This window comes from Streptomyces hiroshimensis (assembly GCF_014650335.1).
Taxonomy (GTDB): Bacteria; Actinomycetota; Actinomycetes; order Streptomycetales; family Streptomycetaceae; genus Streptomyces; species Streptomyces hiroshimensis.
This window is the reverse complement of the sequence record NZ_BMUT01000001.1, coordinates 752,631-768,260: the sequence shown is the minus strand read 5'-3', so window position 1 is coordinate 768,260 and position 15,630 is coordinate 752,631. Positions and strand designations below refer to the sequence as shown.

The 15,630-nt window shown below is 73.4% G+C and carries 13 protein-coding genes; 7 read left to right on the top strand and 6 right to left on the bottom strand.

Annotation, left to right across the window (positions count from 1 at the left end):
* Window positions 1-208: 208 nt before the first annotated feature.
* From IE241_RS03110 to IE241_RS03100, 3 genes are all read left to right on the top strand, one after another.
* Window positions 209-3,052 carry a beta-ketoacyl [acyl carrier protein] synthase domain-containing protein gene (locus tag IE241_RS03110; RefSeq protein ID WP_190019986.1) on the top strand — a complete coding sequence of 948 codons (2,844 nt, stop codon included), beginning with the start codon at window positions 209-211 and terminating at the stop codon, window positions 3,050-3,052.
* Window positions 3,049-4,212, top strand: coding sequence for an L-prolyl-[peptidyl-carrier protein] dehydrogenase (gene redW / locus IE241_RS03105; RefSeq protein WP_190019985.1), 1,164 nt, complete (start codon window positions 3,049-3,051; stop codon window positions 4,210-4,212). Before IE241_RS03110 ends, redW begins: the two co-directional genes overlap by 4 nt.
* Window positions 4,213-4,293: 81 nt before the next feature.
* On the top strand, window positions 4,294-4,611 hold the full coding sequence (locus IE241_RS03100; RefSeq protein WP_308433629.1) for a RedY/HapK family protein: 318 nt from the start codon (window positions 4,294-4,296) through the stop codon (window positions 4,609-4,611).
* A gap of 21 nt (window positions 4,612-4,632) precedes the next feature.
* Here IE241_RS03100 and IE241_RS03095 read toward each other — a convergent pair whose 3' ends face one another.
* From IE241_RS03095 to IE241_RS03070, 6 genes are all read right to left on the bottom strand, one after another.
* A complete protein-coding gene (locus IE241_RS03095; RefSeq protein WP_190019983.1) occupies window positions 4,633-5,295 on the bottom strand; it encodes a response regulator transcription factor in 663 nt (220 codons plus the stop codon).
* 398 nt (window positions 5,296-5,693) lie between these two features.
* Window positions 5,694-6,878, bottom strand: a complete 1,185-nt coding sequence (locus IE241_RS03090; RefSeq protein ID WP_190019982.1) for a nitroreductase family protein — start codon at window positions 6,876-6,878, stop codon at window positions 5,694-5,696.
* An 11-nt stretch (window positions 6,879-6,889) separates the two neighbouring features.
* The gene (locus IE241_RS03085; protein ID WP_190019981.1) at window positions 6,890-7,696 is read right to left on the bottom strand and encodes a 4'-phosphopantetheinyl transferase family protein; all 807 of its coding nucleotides are present in this window, start codon (window positions 7,694-7,696) and stop codon (window positions 6,890-6,892) included.
* Window positions 7,683-8,573, bottom strand: a complete 891-nt coding sequence (locus tag IE241_RS03080; RefSeq protein WP_190019980.1) for a DUF6206 family protein — start codon at window positions 8,571-8,573, stop codon at window positions 7,683-7,685. Before IE241_RS03080 ends, IE241_RS03085 begins: the two co-directional genes overlap by 14 nt.
* A 400-nt stretch (window positions 8,574-8,973) precedes the next feature.
* Entirely contained in the window at window positions 8,974-10,236 is a 1,263-nt protein-coding gene (locus tag IE241_RS03075; protein WP_229898705.1) for a beta-ketoacyl-[acyl-carrier-protein] synthase family protein, read from the bottom strand.
* Window positions 10,233-10,478: an acyl carrier protein gene (locus IE241_RS03070; RefSeq protein WP_179083350.1), complete on the bottom strand. Its 246-nt coding sequence runs from the start codon at window positions 10,476-10,478 to the stop codon at window positions 10,233-10,235. Before IE241_RS03070 ends, IE241_RS03075 begins: the two co-directional genes overlap by 4 nt.
* Before the next feature lie 380 nt (window positions 10,479-10,858).
* On the opposite strand from IE241_RS03070, the gene IE241_RS03065 reads away from it, so the two are divergent.
* From IE241_RS03065 to IE241_RS03050, 4 genes are read left to right on the top strand one after another with little or no spacing between them, the layout of a single operon-like run.
* The gene (locus IE241_RS03065; protein ID WP_190019979.1) at window positions 10,859-11,854 is read left to right on the top strand and encodes a beta-ketoacyl-ACP synthase III; all 996 of its coding nucleotides are present in this window, start codon (window positions 10,859-10,861) and stop codon (window positions 11,852-11,854) included.
* Between the two features lie 14 nt (window positions 11,855-11,868).
* Complete coding sequence (locus IE241_RS03060; protein ID WP_190019978.1) at window positions 11,869-12,132, top strand: acyl carrier protein; 264 nt, start codon at window positions 11,869-11,871, stop codon at window positions 12,130-12,132.
* Complete coding sequence (locus tag IE241_RS03055; protein WP_190019977.1) at window positions 12,129-13,985, top strand: aminotransferase class I/II-fold pyridoxal phosphate-dependent enzyme; 1,857 nt, start codon at window positions 12,129-12,131, stop codon at window positions 13,983-13,985. Before IE241_RS03060 ends, IE241_RS03055 begins: the two co-directional genes overlap by 4 nt.
* Window positions 13,986-14,005: 20 nt before the next feature.
* Window positions 14,006-15,619: a D-alanine--poly(phosphoribitol) ligase gene (locus IE241_RS03050; protein WP_190020425.1), complete on the top strand. Its 1,614-nt coding sequence runs from the start codon at window positions 14,006-14,008 to the stop codon at window positions 15,617-15,619.
* The last annotated feature ends 11 nt before the right edge of the window (window positions 15,620-15,630 follow it).

Here is a 15,630-nt window from a genome sequence, read left to right as displayed (position 1 = left end):
GCGGGCGGGGCTTGACCGTACGGCCCGGCGCCCTGCGGGCGGGGCTTCACCGCACCGCACCGCACTGCAATGCAAGCACTGCACTGCACTGCACCGGGCGCTGCCGCACGGTTCGGCACCGCCGGAAGCCACCGCCGCGGTTTCGCGCCGCGGCGGCGGAGAGAGGTTGCCGGACCCGGCAGCACCGAGACAACTGGAGCCATCCCGCATGCACTCCGAGTTCGACGCGCGCGGTGCCGCCGGCACCGCGCGCGCACCGCAGGACGGAACACCGCAGGACGAACCCGTCGCAATCGTCGGCATCGCGGCGCTCTACCCCGGCATCCGCGGAGCCGACGGCTACTGGAGGGCCCTGACCGAGCCGCCTCCGGCGCCCGGGGACGGCCCGGCGCCGTCGCTGGCCGGCATCGAGGTCGACGTCGCCCGGTTCGGCATCCCGCCCGCGCAGGCCGGGGCGCTGACGCGGATGCAGCTGCTGATGCTGGAGGCGGCCCGCGAGTGCCTGGAGGATGCCAAGGCCGCCGACCGGATGCTGCAGACCGAGCGCACGGACGTGGTGGCCGGGGTGTGCTCCGGCCTCGACCGGCAGTACGCGAACGCGCTGCGCGTCGAGGGCAGCCGTTACGCCAGAGAGCTGGAACGGGCGGTGTCCGCACCGGAGTTCGGCGGCTCGGCCCGTACGGCCGCGCAGGCCGCGGACGAGCTGCGCACGGCCCTGGTGCGGCGCCTGGGCGCCTCGCCGCACGACCGGGTCGGGGAGATGGCGAGCACCATCCCCGCCCGGATCGCGAGCGCGTTCAAGCTCCGGGGCCGCACCCTGGCGCTGGAGTCGGCGGATGCGACGTCGTTCCTGGCGATCGCGCACGCCCTCGACAGCCTGCGCAGCGGGCAGTCGGAGGCCGTGCTGGTGGTGACGGGCCAGCGCGAGGAGGGCCCGTATCTGCGCGCGGCGCTCGCGGCGAAAGGACTCGTCGCTCAGCGGACCCGCCCCTTCGCCGCGGACGGCGACGGCTTCGCGCTCGGCGAGGGCGTGGGCGCGCTGCTGCTCAAGCGGCTGTCGTCGGCGGTCCGCGACGGGGACCGCGTCTACGCGACGGTCCGCGGGTGCGCGGTGCGCCACCAGGGACGTCCGGGCGTCTTCCGCTACTCCACGTCCGTGGAACGGCGCGCGGAGACGGCCCGGGCCGCCCTGCGGGAGTGCGGCGCGTCGCCGGGCACGATCGGTTACGTGGAGTGCGGCACCTCCGGCGTGCCGCGTGAGACGGCCGCCGAACTCGCCGCGCTGGCCGCAGTGTTCGCGGACGCGGAACCCGGCTCCGTGGTGGTGGGCAGTGTGCGCGACCGGCTCGGGCACACCTTCGCCAACGCCGGGCTGGCCGGCGTCACCAAGGCGGCGCTGGCGCTGTACCACCAGCGCCTCCCGGCTCAGCTGCCGCAGGAGCCCGGGGCGGCGCAGGACCTTGCCGAGACGCCCTTCCGCACGCTGACGGAGCCGCAGAGGTGGGCCCCGGCGCCGGACGGAGAGCCGCGCCGCGCCGCCGTCGGCGGCGCCTCGCTGACGGGCACGCTCTGTCATCTCGTCCTGGAGGAGCACGAGACGGCCGCGGCCGTGCCCGCCCCGGCCCGGCCGCGCACCGCGCGCGCCTCCGTCGCACCGGAGCCCGTCGCGATCGTGGGGTTCGGGGGCCGGTTCGGGAACGCCCCCGACGCCGACGCCTTCTGGGCCGCCATGCTCGCCGGGCAGGACCGGATCGGGCCGCTGCCGCAGTCCCTGCTCGACCGGGAGCTCTACCACCGGCCGGGCAAGCTGAGCCTGACCCACAGCTACACCGACCTGGGTTCCCCGGTGGAGGTACCCTCGGCACCCCCGGAAGGGCTGCGCATCCCGCCGCACCGCTACGCGGTCATGGACGCCGCGCAGCGGGTGGCCCTGTGCGTGGCCGACGAGCTCCTGGCCCGCGGCGGCCGGGGGGTCGCGCGGCCGAACGGGCCGGGCCTGGTCGCGATGGGCACGAACCTGAGCCTGTCCCGGGAGCGGCGCACCGCGGCCGGTCTCGCGCTGGGCGAGGTCGAGGCGGCCGTCGGCGAGCTCGCCGCGCTCGGGCACCTGGACGCGACCGGGGTGGCCACCCTGCTCGACCTGGTCCGCGAGCGGTACGCCGCGGACCCGGCCCCGGGCGGGCCGGAGGACCTCGACGGCTCCCTCGCCGGGGGCGTCGCGGCGGTGATCGCCAACGAGTACGGGCTGGACGCCGTGCCGCTGGGGGTCGAGGCGGCGTGCGCGTCGTCGCTCGCCGCGCTGGACGTGGCCGTGGGCCGGCTGCGCTCCGGCAGCGTGGACTACGCGCTGGCGGGCGGCGTCGAACTCCCCTGCAACGCCCGCGACATGGTGCTGTGCTCGGCCCTGGGTCTGCTCTCCCGCGACCGCATCACCCCCTTCGACACCGCGGCCGACGGCTTCACCCCGGGGGACGGCTGCGCGCTCTTCCTGCTCAAGCGCTACGCGGACGCGCGGCGCGACGGGGACACCGTCCACGGGCTGCTGTGCGGGATCGGGGCGTCGAACGACGCGAAGTCCCTGATCGCGCCGGACGTGGACGGCCAGGTGCGGGCCATGCGCCAGGCCTTCGGGCAGGCGGGCTTCGACCCGGCGGACGTCGGCTACCTGGAGGCCCACGGCACCGGCACCCGCGTCGGCGACCGGGTCGAGATCGCCGCGGCCGCGCGGGTGTACGCGAGCCCCCACCGGCGGCGCCCGCTGGAGATCGGCTCCGCCAAATCGTTCTTCGGCCACACCTTCGCGGCCGCGGGCGGCGCCGGGCTGCTGCGGGCGCTCTACGCCCTGCGGACCGGGGTGCTCCCCGCCAACGCGGGCCTTGCGACCGTCAACCCCGAGCTGGACCTGGACCGCATTCCCGCGCGCGTCTCCTCCGGGAGCGCGCCCTGGGAGTCCGCCCCCGGCCGGCCGCGGCGGGCGGCCGTGAGCTCCTTCGGTACCGGCGGCATCAACTATCACGTGCTGATCGAGGAACACCTGGACGGATCACGATGAACTTCGACTTCGACACCGAGACCGCGGAGATGCGCGACATGGTCGTGCGCTTCGCCCGGCGCGACCTCGGCGACGGCACGGCGGCGCACGACCCGGAGGAGTTCCGGCGCCGCTGGCAGCTCGCGGGGAAGCAGGGCATCACGGGCGCGAGCGTGCCCGCCGCGTACGGGGGCAGCGGCCTGGACGCCGTCACCACCGCGGCCCTGATGGAGGCCCTCGGCTACGGCTGCGCCGACCAGGGCTTCGCCTTCTCCGTCGCCGCGCACCTGTTCGCCGCCGTCATGCCCGTCACCGAGTTCGGCACCGAGGAGCAGAAGCAGCGCTGGCTGCCGCCGCTCGCCTCGGGCGAGGCGATCGCGGCGCACGCCATCACCGAGCCGCACGCCGGGTCCGACGCCCTGAACCTGCAGACGCGCGCCGTGCGGAAGGGCGATGCGTACGTGGTGAACGGCAGCAAGTGCTTCACCACCAACTCCCCCGTCGCCGACGTGTTCGTCCTGCAGGCGGCGACGTCGCCCGGCGGCGGCTTCTTCGGCCTCACCACCTTCATCGTGGAGGCGGACACGCCCGGGCTGACCGTGGGGCCGCGCTACGACAAGGTCGGCCTGCAGGGCTCGCCGACGGCCGACGTGTACCTCACGGACTGCGTGGTGCCGGCGGCGAACGTGCTCGGCGAGGAGGGCGCCGGAGCGAGCATCTTCTCGTCCTCGATGAAGTGGGAACGCACCTGCCTGTTCGCCACCTACGTCGGGGCGATGCAGCGCGTGCTGGAATCCACCTCGGAATACGCCCGGGAGCGGGAGCAGTTCGGCTCGGCCATCGGCGGCTTCCAGGCCGTCAGCCACCGCATCGTCGATATGACGATCCGTCTGGAATCGGCCAGGCTGTTGCTGTACAAGGCCGCGTGCGGGCTGGCCGCGGGCAGTGACGACGAAGTGGCGCCCGCCCTGGCCAAGATCGCGGTGAGTGAGGCCGCGGTGCAGCTCGGGCTGGACGCCGTGCAGCTGCGCGGCGCGCTCGGGATCCTCGGCGGCGAGGCCGAGACGTTTCTGCGGGACGCGCTGCCCTCCCGCATCTTCTCCGGCACGAACGAGATCCAGAAGAACAATGCGGCCCGGGCGCTGGGCCTGGCCGGGCGCCGTTCCCGAAAGCGCCGCTGACAGCGAACCGGCCACCCAGACGAACCGGCCGCCGATGTTGAACTCAAAAAGAATTCAGAAGGGATTTCCGGCGTCGTGGACATGATTGTGCACCGAATTCGGCTGCGCCCGAACGTCACTCCGGCCCGTTTTGAAACATGGGTACGGGAGACCGACTACGCCACCTGTCCGGAACTTCCGAGCGTGCTGTCATTCAGCGTGCAGCGGGTATCCGCGGACCCGGCGGCGTCCGTTCACTTCTTCGAAGTCATCGGGGTGAGCAGCCGTGCCGATTTCGAACGGGACACGACAAGCGAGGCGTTCGCCCGGCTGGTCGCCGATTTCGAGGGAATGGCCGAGGTGGTGGACGAAATCAGCGGCGTACGCGTGGAGCCCGGATACCGGGTCGCGGTGGGCTGACGGGCTCCGCGCGACGGGCCTTCAGAGGCGGCCCTGCGCCTGCCGTTCCATGGCGCCGATCAGCCCCGTCTCGTAGGCGATGGCCACCGCGCGGGCGCGGGTTCCGGCGTCGAGCTTGCGCAGCACGTGGTGGACGTGGGAGCGGACCGTCGTATTGGAGATGGAGAGCTTCTCGGCGATCTCCGCATTGGACCGGCCCTGCGCGAGCAGCAGCATCACCTCGGCCTCGCGCGGGGTCAGGGCGCCGGCCGGCGGCGGTGCGGGGGCCGGGGGCTGCTCGGTGCGGAGCTGGTCGAGGGCCTTGCGGGCGGTCAGCGGGGCGACCATGGCGTCGACCTCGATAACCGTCTTGATCATGCGGATCAGTTCCTCGGGAGGGTCCTCCAGGGACAGCACGGCCCGGACGCCGATGCGCAGGGCCTCGAAGGCCCTGGGGGTGGTGTCGGGCCGGGCGAGAAGGATGACCTTGGCCATCCGGGAGAGTTCGGCGAGTTCATGGGTGTCGTCGATGCTGAGGGCCGGGGCCACGACGACAATGGCATCCGGAGTCATCTCCTTGGCGGCTGCCACCGTGCTGCGCACGGATGTTTTCGTCTGTGCATCCAGGCCGTGCTGGCCCAGCAGTGCCTGCATACCTGCGCCTAGGATGAGCTTGTCGCAGCACAGCAGTATGCGCATACTCATCGAGCCTGCTTCCAGTTAACGGAACGGTTCCGAACGGAGTCGCTTCGGGGAGCAGGCGCTATTGTGGCCGACGGGGTTGTGGGGGTGAAGACCGCCCAAGTCCCCCCGCCGGCGGATCGATGGCTCATTGACGTCATCTCCGTGGCCACGGCATCCCCCTGAACGTCTCACCCGACTGTACGCCAGCGGCAACTGACGGCCGGGCGTCCCGCCAGGTTTTGGCGGGAAATATGTCACGGTAAAGGCGGCGGCAAGGAGCAGTATCCCCGACCCTGCGGCGTTCGGGTTCCGGGCCTGGCCGGAATGTTCCGCTGCTTTTCCGGCGGACCGCGGCACGGGCGTTCCGGCCCGGATTGTCCGCTACTACGCTGCGTGGTCCGCCGTGTACGCGACGGCGTTCAGACCGTGCGGTGGTCCGCGGCCCCCGCACTGCGGGGAGCCGGCGGGAAGGCCGTACGGGGCCGGCCGACGCGGCTGACGAAGAAGAGCCTGCCGGAAAGGCCCAGTTGTTTCTGGAGCATCGCGCGCAGGGGGTCGTGCTGCATGACGACGCTCACAGGATGCAAGGCCAGCCCAGCGGTGGCCGCGTGCAGCCAGTAGTCGGCGATGCGCGCGCCGCCCCGGAAGGCGTCGGCCACCCCGGGGGCTTCGTCCGCGAAGTTCATCAGCACGAGCGCGGGGGTACGGCGGATCTCGGCGGCCAGCCCTCCGGCGAGCGAGCGGTCATAACCGAAGCGACACAGGAATTTCATGACCGGCGGGGACAGGGCGATCCGCTTCGCGAGCCGCTGCCGGGCCGACAATGGCCCGAAAAGCTGGGTTACGGGGAAGCCGTCCCCGTGTGCGCGCACCGCCGCCGGGCTCCAGCGGATGTAGGAGTGGGTTTCCCGCCAAGCGGCCCGGTGGCTGAAATCGACGCCTCCGTGCCGGGCGAGGAAGTCGGCGAAGAGTTCGCGTTCATGACCGTCCGTCAGGTGGCGGATCCCTATCGCGGGGCCCCCGGTCGGCGGGTGGCGGGCGAGGTCGCCGAGCAGTCCCGGGGCGAGGGCCTCCTCGTCGTACGGGCCGCGGTTGGTGTGCCGGGTGCGGGCCGCGTCCGTCAGGGCGGTGAGGCTCTCGGCGGCCTCCCCGGTGCGGCGCAGCGCCGCCGTCCACAGCAGCGACCAGTCGCGCGGCCACGGGCCGCCGGGCAGCCGGGAGTCGGCGGACGGCGCGGCGCCCCCGTCGCCCCCGCTCTCGTGGGCCCGTTCGCGCACGAGCTCCCAGCCCTGGGCGGCCAGGGCCCGGGAGAGCATCCGCCAGTAGGCGGCACAGCTCAGCCGCATCTCCAGCAGGTGGGCGGGCAGGGCCGTGAGGCTGCGCCGGCGGTCGACGGCGAGGGCGAGGTAGACGTGGGTGCCGTCGTCCGGGCAGCCGAGCAGGTCGGCCGCGGCCCGGCGCGCCGGGCGGCTCTCCAGCCGGGCGAGCGCCCAGGGCTGGCAGTTGTGCGAGGAGGGGCTGAGGGCGGCGATTCCGGTGGCGTGCCGCAGGGCCTCGGGGAAGGGTGCGCCGAGGCCGGGGGAACGAGAAGGGGTCGGTGTCATGGGTCCGTTCATCACGTCCATACCAGGGCGAGGAAGTAGCCGTCGATCCGCCGGGCCCAGCTGTGCAGGCGGCCGTCGCCCGCCGAGGGCGCGTGGTGCAGGAGGCCGGGCCCGGGGTGCCAGGTGTAGGTGTGGTCGTCGCGCCAGGCGTGCAGGGCGACCTCGGCAGGGTCGATGCGCAGGCCGAAGCCGAAGTGCTTGAGCACGGCCTCCTTGCAGGCCCAGCGCAGCGGCAGGGGCATGCCGGCCAGGCGGCGGCGGTCGGGGTCGGCGGAGGTGCCGGCCCGGTGGTCGTCGGCGGTCAGGAGCGAGGTGAGCATCGGCGGCATGCGGCGCTCGTGCTCCAGGTCGACGCCGACAGGGCGCGGCCCGCACACGGCGATGGCGAAGTCGCCGGAGTGCGACAGGCCGACGTCGACGGGTGCGTTGACGACGGGTTTGCCGGCCCGCAGCCCGTGGGCGACGGCGCCGACCCGGACGTCGCGGGTGCGCCCGGTCCGGCCCCAGTGCCGCCTGCCGTGGGCGAGCACGCCGTGCTTGACGGCGAGGCGGCCGGCGAGCCACTCGTAGCGCCGCTTGGGCAGGCGCAGGCCCGCGGCGTGGGCGGCCTCGTCGTCGGTCAGGTGCCGGGCCTCCAGCGCGTCGCGCACGGCGTCGCCCTGGGCGCGCAGCCAGGCGATGGACACGACGGCGGCGGTGAGCTGCTCGGTGGGCCGGGCCAGGTGCAGCGGGCGCGCGGGGTCGAGGGCCAGGGTCTCGCCGGCGAGGCCGCCCGGACGGGGCCGCGCGGGCGCGGCGAGGGTGTCAGCGGTCGACATCGGGCGGCAGCAGGAAGGGGTAGGGGCGGTGGCGCACCTTGAGGTGCCAGGCGCGGTCGGCCTTGCGCAGCCGCTGGATGAGCTCCCACATCGAGGCGTCGCCTTTGTAGTACTTGGCGACCTCCTCGGCGGTGAGGGCGGGGGTGATGCGGGCGTTGGCCTGCTTGAGGAAGCCGGGGACGAGGGCGTCCAGCTTCTCCTTGTGGAGGTTGCCGAGGAAGTCGAGGACGACGCCGCGCGGTGTGTAGAACTTGTCGAAGATGGACTTGGCCATCGCGATGCGGACGGCGTCGCGCAGGATCCAGGGCAGAGAGGTGAAGAAGAGCCGGACGTCGAGGCGTTCGCGGCCTCGGGCGTCGCGCATGAGGGGCGAGGTGACGTCGAGGTAGACGAGATCGCCGTCGAGGTCGATCCAGTTGGACGCCTGGGCGTCCAGGCCGAGGACCGGGGTGACGCAGTCATGCACGCGGTCGAGGAAGCGGGCGAAGAAGTCCTCGGCCCAGGCCTCGCCCTCGCTGTGCAGCAGGTTGGGGACGAGGCGTTTGACGGGCAGGGTCTGCTGGACGCAGTAGCCGACGATCCTGCCCGAGGGCAGCTCGGTGTGCCACAGGCGGGTCTCGGCGACGTGGATGCCGGCCGCGCGGAGGCGGTCGATGTACTGGTCGAGGCTGCGCCCGTAGGCCTCGAAGCGCTCGCGGCCGTCGAAGACGGGGAGCCGCTTGCAGGCGAAGGCGCCGCGTTCGGTCTCCAGGGCGAGGACGAGGGTGACCTCGCCGTAGCCGAGGACGGTCAGCCCGCGGTCGTCGCCTGCGGCGAGCGCGCGCTGGACTCGTTGTTCGAGTTCCCGGAGATCGTCCTCCGGGACGGTGAGCGTCATGGACGCACCTGCCTTCCGTTTCGGATCGTGTAGGTCGCGGTGCCCGCGGCTTCCGCGGGGGCTTCCGCCGCGGCGGCGGTCACTTCTCTCTTGCCGAAGCCGGCGAATCCTCGTCCCGCCGCGGGGCTCCCGCCGCGGCGGCGGCACTTCTCGTCCGCCCGAGCCGGCGCCCCCTCCCACCCCGGGGGTCCCGCCATGCCGACGGGGCACTTCTCCTCTGCCGGAGCCGGCAAGCTCTTCTCCCGCCGCGGGAGTCCCGCCCGTGCCGACGGGCACCTCTCCACCGCCGAAGCCGGCGAACCTCTCTCCCGCCGCGACGGCGACCCGCCACGACGGCGAGGGTCCGGCGGAATCCGTACCGCCCGGCACCACCGCGTACCCACGATCCGCCGGAACGGCATCACGCCGCGCGGAAGACGAGCGCCGCGTTCTGGCCGCCGAACCCGAACGATGTGCTGAGCGCAGCGTCAAGCGTCGTCTTGCGGGGGCCGCCCGCGACGACGTCCAGTTCGACGGACGGGTCCAGCTGTTCGAGGTTGGCCGTCGGCGGGACGAGCGAGCGCTCGACGGCGAGGACGGTGAGCGCGGCCTCGATGGCGCCCGCGGCGCCGAGGGTGTGCCCGAGCACGCCCTTGGTGGAGGTGACCGCGGCGCCGTCGCCGAGCGCCGTGCGCAAGGTGGCGGCCTCGACGGCGTCGTTGAGGCGGGTCGAGGTGCCGTGGGCGTTGACGTGGCCGATGTCGCCGGGGGCCGCGCCCGCCTGGTCCAGGGCCGTGCGGACGGCCGCGAGGACGGCCCTGCCCTCCGGTTCGGGCGCGGTGAGGTGGTGGGCGTCGGCGGAGGCCCCGTAGCCCGCGAGGAGCGAGCGGACCCGGGCGCCGCGGGCGCGCGCGTCGGCCTCGCGCTCCAGCACGAGGATGCCGCTGCCCTCGCCGATGACGAAGCCGTCGCGGCCGGCGTCGAAGGGCCGGGAGGCGGCGGCAGGTTCGTCCAGCCTCCGCGAGAGCGCGCCCATCTGGGCGAAGCCGGTGACCATCAGCGGGCTGACGCCGGCCTCCGCGCCGCCGGTGACGACGATGTCGCAGGCGCCCTCGCGCAGCAGCTGGGCGGCGGTGCCGATGGCGGTGGCCCCGGAGGAACAGGCCGTGGCGGTCACGAGGTTGGGGCCGGTGGCGCCGAGGTCGATGGCCAGGTTCCCGGCGGCCATGTTGGGCACCAGCATCGGGACGAGGAGCGCGGAGACCTTCGCCGGGCCGTGCTCCAGCATCCGGCGGTGCTGCTGCTCCCAGGTGCTCACGCCCCCGAGGCCGCAGCCGACGACGACGCCGACGCGTGCGCCGTCCCACTGCGCGGGGTCGAGCCCGGCGTCGGCGACGGCCTCGCGGGCGGCGACGATCGCCAGCTGCGTGAAGCGGTCGTGCATCAGGGCGCTGCGGCGGCCGACGTGCCGGGCGGGGTCGAAGCCGGGGACGGTGCACGAGATGTCCACCGGCAGCCCTTCCAGGGCGGGGTTGCGGGCGGCCGCGGAGACGCCCGCGCACACGCCGTCCCAGGTCGCCTCCGTGCCGATGCCGGCCGCGGTGACCAGGCCGAGGCCGGTGACGGCGACCGGTGTCACCGGGCGCACGGCGGTCGCGGCGCCCGCTGCCGTCGCGGCGCTCACGGCGCCGTGGCCGCGATCTCGTTCGCGATCACCTTCACCACCGTGGCGATGGTGTCGGTCGGCGCGGCGGCCTCCTCGCCGATCTTCACCTGGAACTCGGACTCGATGACGAGCAGCAGCTCGACGAGGAACAGCGAGTCCATCTCCAGTTCCTCGAAGGTCACGTCCGGGCCGATGGCCGCGCGGTCCACCGCGAAGCGGTCGACAAGCAGGTCCACCAGCTTGTCGTAGACAGGGCTCATGGTGCGGTCCGCCTTTCCCGTGGGGTCAGGTGCCGTGCGCGCTGCGGCGCACGTTCCGGCGTGCGCTCCGGTGCGCGTCGCCGCGCTTTTCCCGGTCACTTCCCGGGCTTTCCCGGGCTTTTCCGGCACGCCGTCCGGCACGGTGTGCGGCAAGTCTGGACGGCCGCGCTGACGGTGTGCTGACGGATGGCTGACCCCTGGGCGGGTCAGCCATCCGTCAGCGTCCGGTCAGCCCGGGTGAGCAGACTCGGCACGCCAGAGCCGTCCGGCTGTCCGCATCGGAGGAGCACTCGCGTGGTTTGCTTCCGTCCCAGCCACCGTCCCAGCCGCACATCTTTTCGGAATGCCGAGCACGGGCACCGGTGCCGCGGCGGTGCCCGGTGACGCGGGCGGCCGTCGTGGCCGGGGTGGGCAGCGCGCTGCCGCCGGTGCCCGTCACCAACGACGAGCTGGTGGCCGCGCTCGACACCTCAGACGAGTGGATCCGCTCCCGGACCGGCATCCGGCAGCGCTACTTCGCCCCGGACTCCATGGCGACCTCCGACCTGGCCGCGGGGGCCGGCGCCAAGGCGCTGAAGTCCGAGGGCGGCCGGCCGGTCGACACCGTGGTCGTGGCGACCACCACGCCGGACCGGACGTGCCCGGCGACCGCGCCCACCGTGGCGGGCAAGCTGGGCCTCGGCCACGTCGCGGCGTACGACGTCGCCGCGGTGTGCTCCGGCTTCGTCTACGCCCTGGCGACCGCGGCGGGGCTCATCGCCTGCGGCGCCTCCGACGGGGTCCTGGTCATCGGCGCGGAGACGTTCTCCCGGATCCTCAACCCGGCCGACCGCTCCACCGCGGTGATCTTCGGGGACGGGGCCGGGGCCCTGGTGCTGCGCCCCGGCACGGAGGGCGAGGCCGGCGCGCTCGGCCCCTTCGACCTCGGCAGCGACGGCGAGGGCCTGGAACTGATCACGGTGCCGGCGGGCGGCTCCGAGCGGCGCCCGCACGCGCCGCGCGAGGAGGACCACTACTTCACGATGCAGGGCAAGCAGGTCTTCCGGCTGGCCGTGCAGCGCATGAGCGGCTCGGCGCGCGCCGTGCTCGACCGCGCCGGGTGGCGGGTGAGCGACGTCGACCACCTCGTCAGCCACCAGGCCAACCACAGAATCACCGCCCGCCTGGCCGACGAGCTGGGCATCCCGCAGGAGCGCTGCGCCGGCAACATCGCCGAGGTCGGCAACACGGCCGCGGCCTCCATCCCCCTGGCCCTCGACCACGCCCACGCCGAGGGGACGCTCCGGCCCGGGGCCCGGCTGCTGCTCACCGCCTTCGGCGGCGGCCTCACCTGGGGGGCGACGGTGCTCACCTGGCCCGCCCTCGACCGCGACTGACGGCAAGGAAAGCGATGACCCCTCAGAAACTGATCACCGATTACATCGTCGAGGTCTGGATGGACGGCGACGCCGGCGGGCTGGAGCCGGACACGCCCATCGACGAGCTGAACATCATCGACTCGGCGGGCGTCTTCGACCTGGTCCATTACCTGCAGCAGGAGTTCCGCATCACCGTTCCGCTGCGGCAGATATCGCCGGCGAACTTCCGTTCCGTCAACGCGATCTCGGCCCTGGTCGGCCGGCTGCAGGCAGGGGAAGGAGCGAGCACCTCATGACGTACCTCATGGACGGCCCGCAGGAGACCGTGCGCATCCACCGGAAGGTCGTGGGGATCGTCGCCGAGCGGACGCTCTACGACGAGGCCCAGCTGCTTCCCGACAGCCACTTCGAGGGCGACCTCGGCATCGACTCGGTGATCCTGGAGTCGATCCTGGTCTCGGTCGGCGAGCAGTTCGGCATCGCGGAGCGCCTTCCCGGCGACATCACGACGATCCGCGAGCTCGTCGCCCGGGTGGAGGGGGCGCTCGGCGCGCCCTCCGGGGCGGCGGACGGCGGGGCCCCGGCGGAGCCGGAGGGCACGGACGCCGTCCTGGAGGCGGTGCTGGCCGCCGCCGTGCGGCAGACGCAGTACCAGCGCAGCCAGCTGGCCCTCGACGCCGACTTCGAGAGCGAGCTCGGCATCGACTCCGTCATCCTCACCTCGCTGGTCGCCGAGGCCGCCCAGGAGCTGGGCCTGCCGGAGACCGCGGTGGGCGCCGTCACCGCGCAGACCCTGCGCGGCCTGGCCGCCGAGCTCGCCGCGCTGCGAGCGCCGCAGGACGGGCGGGCCGCGGGGGCCGGGAACGGCGCCGGCGCCGACGCCTGGGACAGCCGCTCGATGAAGGACTTCACCGAGCAGCGCGACCCCGACCTCTTCGCCAAGGCCCGCAGCTTCGGCACCTACCGGCGCAGGCGCGAGGAGGAGCGGCTGTACTGGTACGGCATGCCGCTGCTCTCCCGCTGCGAGAACCGGGCCGTCATCTACGACGAACTCGAGGGCCGCGAGCGCGAGTTCCTGATGTTCGCCTCGAACAACTACCTGGGGCTCGCCAACCACCCCAAGGTCGTCGAGGCGGTGTGCGAGGCCACCCGCACCTACGGCGCCACCCACACCGGCTCCCGCTTCATCGGCGGCACCAACATGCTGCACAAGGAGCTGGAGCGGCGCCTGGCCGCCTTCAAGCAGCGCCCGGCCGCGATCGTCTACCCCGGCGGCTACGCGGCGAACCTCGGCGCCATCTCGGGCCTGGTCAAGAGCTACGACACGCTCGTCGTCGACAAGCTCAACCACATGAGCATCGTCGACGGCAGCAGGCTGTCGGGCGGCATCCGCCGGATCTACCGGCACAACGACATGCAGGACCTGGAGCAGGTGCTGCGCCGCGGGGCGGAGCAGGGCACCGGCGGCGGCACGCTGATCGTCGCCGACGGCGTCTTCAGCATGCACGGCGACGTCTGCGACCTGCCGGAGATCGTCCGGCTGGCGAAGACCTACGGCGCCCGCGTGATGATCGACGACGCCCACGCGACCGGCGTGCTGGGCGCGCGCGGCTCGGGAACGGCCGAGCACTTCGGGCTCAAGGGCGAGGTCGACCTCGAACTCGGCACCATGAGCAAGACCCTCGCCGGCATGGGCGGCTTCGTCGTCGGCGAGGAGGAGGTCGTCGAGTACCTGCGCTACTACTCCAACTCCTACGTGTTCGCCGCCAACATCCCCGCGGGCGTCGCGGCCGGGCTGATCGCCTCGCTGGACGTCATCGAGTCCGAGCCCGAGCGCGTCAAGCGGCTCTGGGCGAACATCACCGTGCTCCGTGACCGCCTCCGCAAGGTCGGCTTCGACCTGGAGCGGACCGAGAGCGCCATCCTCCCCATCGTCATCGGGGACGAGCGCAAGGCCATGGAGATGGGACGCGCCGTGCGGGCGCGCGGCCTGTTCTGCCAGACCGTGGTCTACCCGGGCGTACCGCTCGGCGACGCCCGCCTGCGGGTCAGCGTCACCTGCGAGCACACGCAGCAGGACCTGGACCTCGCGACGGAGATCTTCATCGAGTCCGCGACGGAGACCGGCGTCCTGCCGCGATCCGAGTGAGCGAGGAAGTGCACACGACCATGGGCGCCTTCAACACCAGCGTGATCCAGCTGCGCCGGGACCTCCCCGCCGGGCAGGCCGACCGTCCGGCCTTCGTCGGCGAACACCCCCTGACCTACGGCGAGTTCACCGCCGCCGTCGACGCCCTCACCTGCCGGCTGCTCGACCTCGGGGTCCGTACCGGCGACCGGGTCGCCGTCTGGATGGACAAGCGCACGCACTACGCCGAGGCGATCGTGGCCACGGTGCAGGCGGGCTGCGCGTACGTCCCCCTGGACGGCGGGCAGCCGGCCGGCCGGGCCGGGACCATCCTCATGGACGCGGAGCCGGTCGTGCTCTTCACCGACCGCCGCCACCTGGACCTGCTCGCGGACAGCGAACTGCCGTCCTCCCTGGAGGCCGTCGTCACCACCGGCAAGCCGCCGGCCGGGCACGTCTCGGGCGTACCCGTCCACTCCTGGGACGACTTCGCGCGCGTCAGGGCCGGGCGGGTGACGATCCTGCCCTCGCTCCAGCCCTGCGACCTGGCGGCGATCCTCTACACCTCGGGGTCGACCGGGGTGCCCAAGGGCGTGCGGATCTCCCACCGGAACCTGGCCAACTTCACCGGCTGGGCCCGCGCCGAACTCGACGTGGGCCCGGACGACGTGTTCGCCAACCACGCGTCGTTCAACTTCGACCTCAGCACCTTCGACCTGTTCGTCGCGCTGTCCGTCGGCGCCGCGGTGTGGATCGTGGCCGACGCGGCCGCCCGGGACGTCCCGGCGCTGGCCGCCGGCATCCGCGAGCACGGCGTCACCGTCTGGTACTCGGTGCCCTCCGTCCTCCACCTCCTCACGGCCTCGGGCGTGCTCACGCCCGACGTCACCCGGAGCCTGCGCTACGTGCTCTTCGCGGGCGAGGTCTTCCCGATCCCGCAGCTGCGCGCCCTCGCGGAGCGGCTGCCCGCGGACACCGCCCTGTACAACCTCTACGGGCCCACCGAGACCAACGTCTGCACCTACCACCGGGTGCGCCCCGAGGACCTCCTGCGCGACACCCCGGTGCCCATCGGGGCCCCGATCACCGGCGCCCGCGTGAGCGTCGTCGCCGACGGACGGCCCGTGGACGTGCCCGGCGCGATCGGCGAACTCGTCGTCGAGGGCGACTGCGTGACCCCCGGCTACTGGCGGCGCCCCGACGAGCCCGCCGCCGCCTTCCACTGCCAGGGCCGCCACCCCACCGGCGACCTCGTCAGCTACGAGGACGGGCTGCTGGTCTACCGCGGCCGCAAGGACCGCATGGTCAAGCTCAACGGCTACCGCGTCGAACTCGGCGAGATCGAGGCGGCGGTGCTCGCCCACCCGGCCGTCGCCGAGGCCGCGGTCGTGGTGAAGACCGGGCAGGGGGAGCAGAACCAGGCGGCCCAGGCCCGTATCGCCCTCTACTACACGCTGCGCCCCGGCGCGGCGCGGCCCGGCCTGGTGCAGCTCAAGCAGCACTGCGCCCGCATCCTGCCCCGCTACATGCTGCCGCAGACGGCGACCTGCCTCGACCGGCTCCCGCACAACGCCAACGGCAAGACCGACTACCGGCGCCTTGACCACGAGGCGGCCCAGCCCACCGCAGAGCCTGCCGGCACTGCCAGCAAATGACGGAGACCATC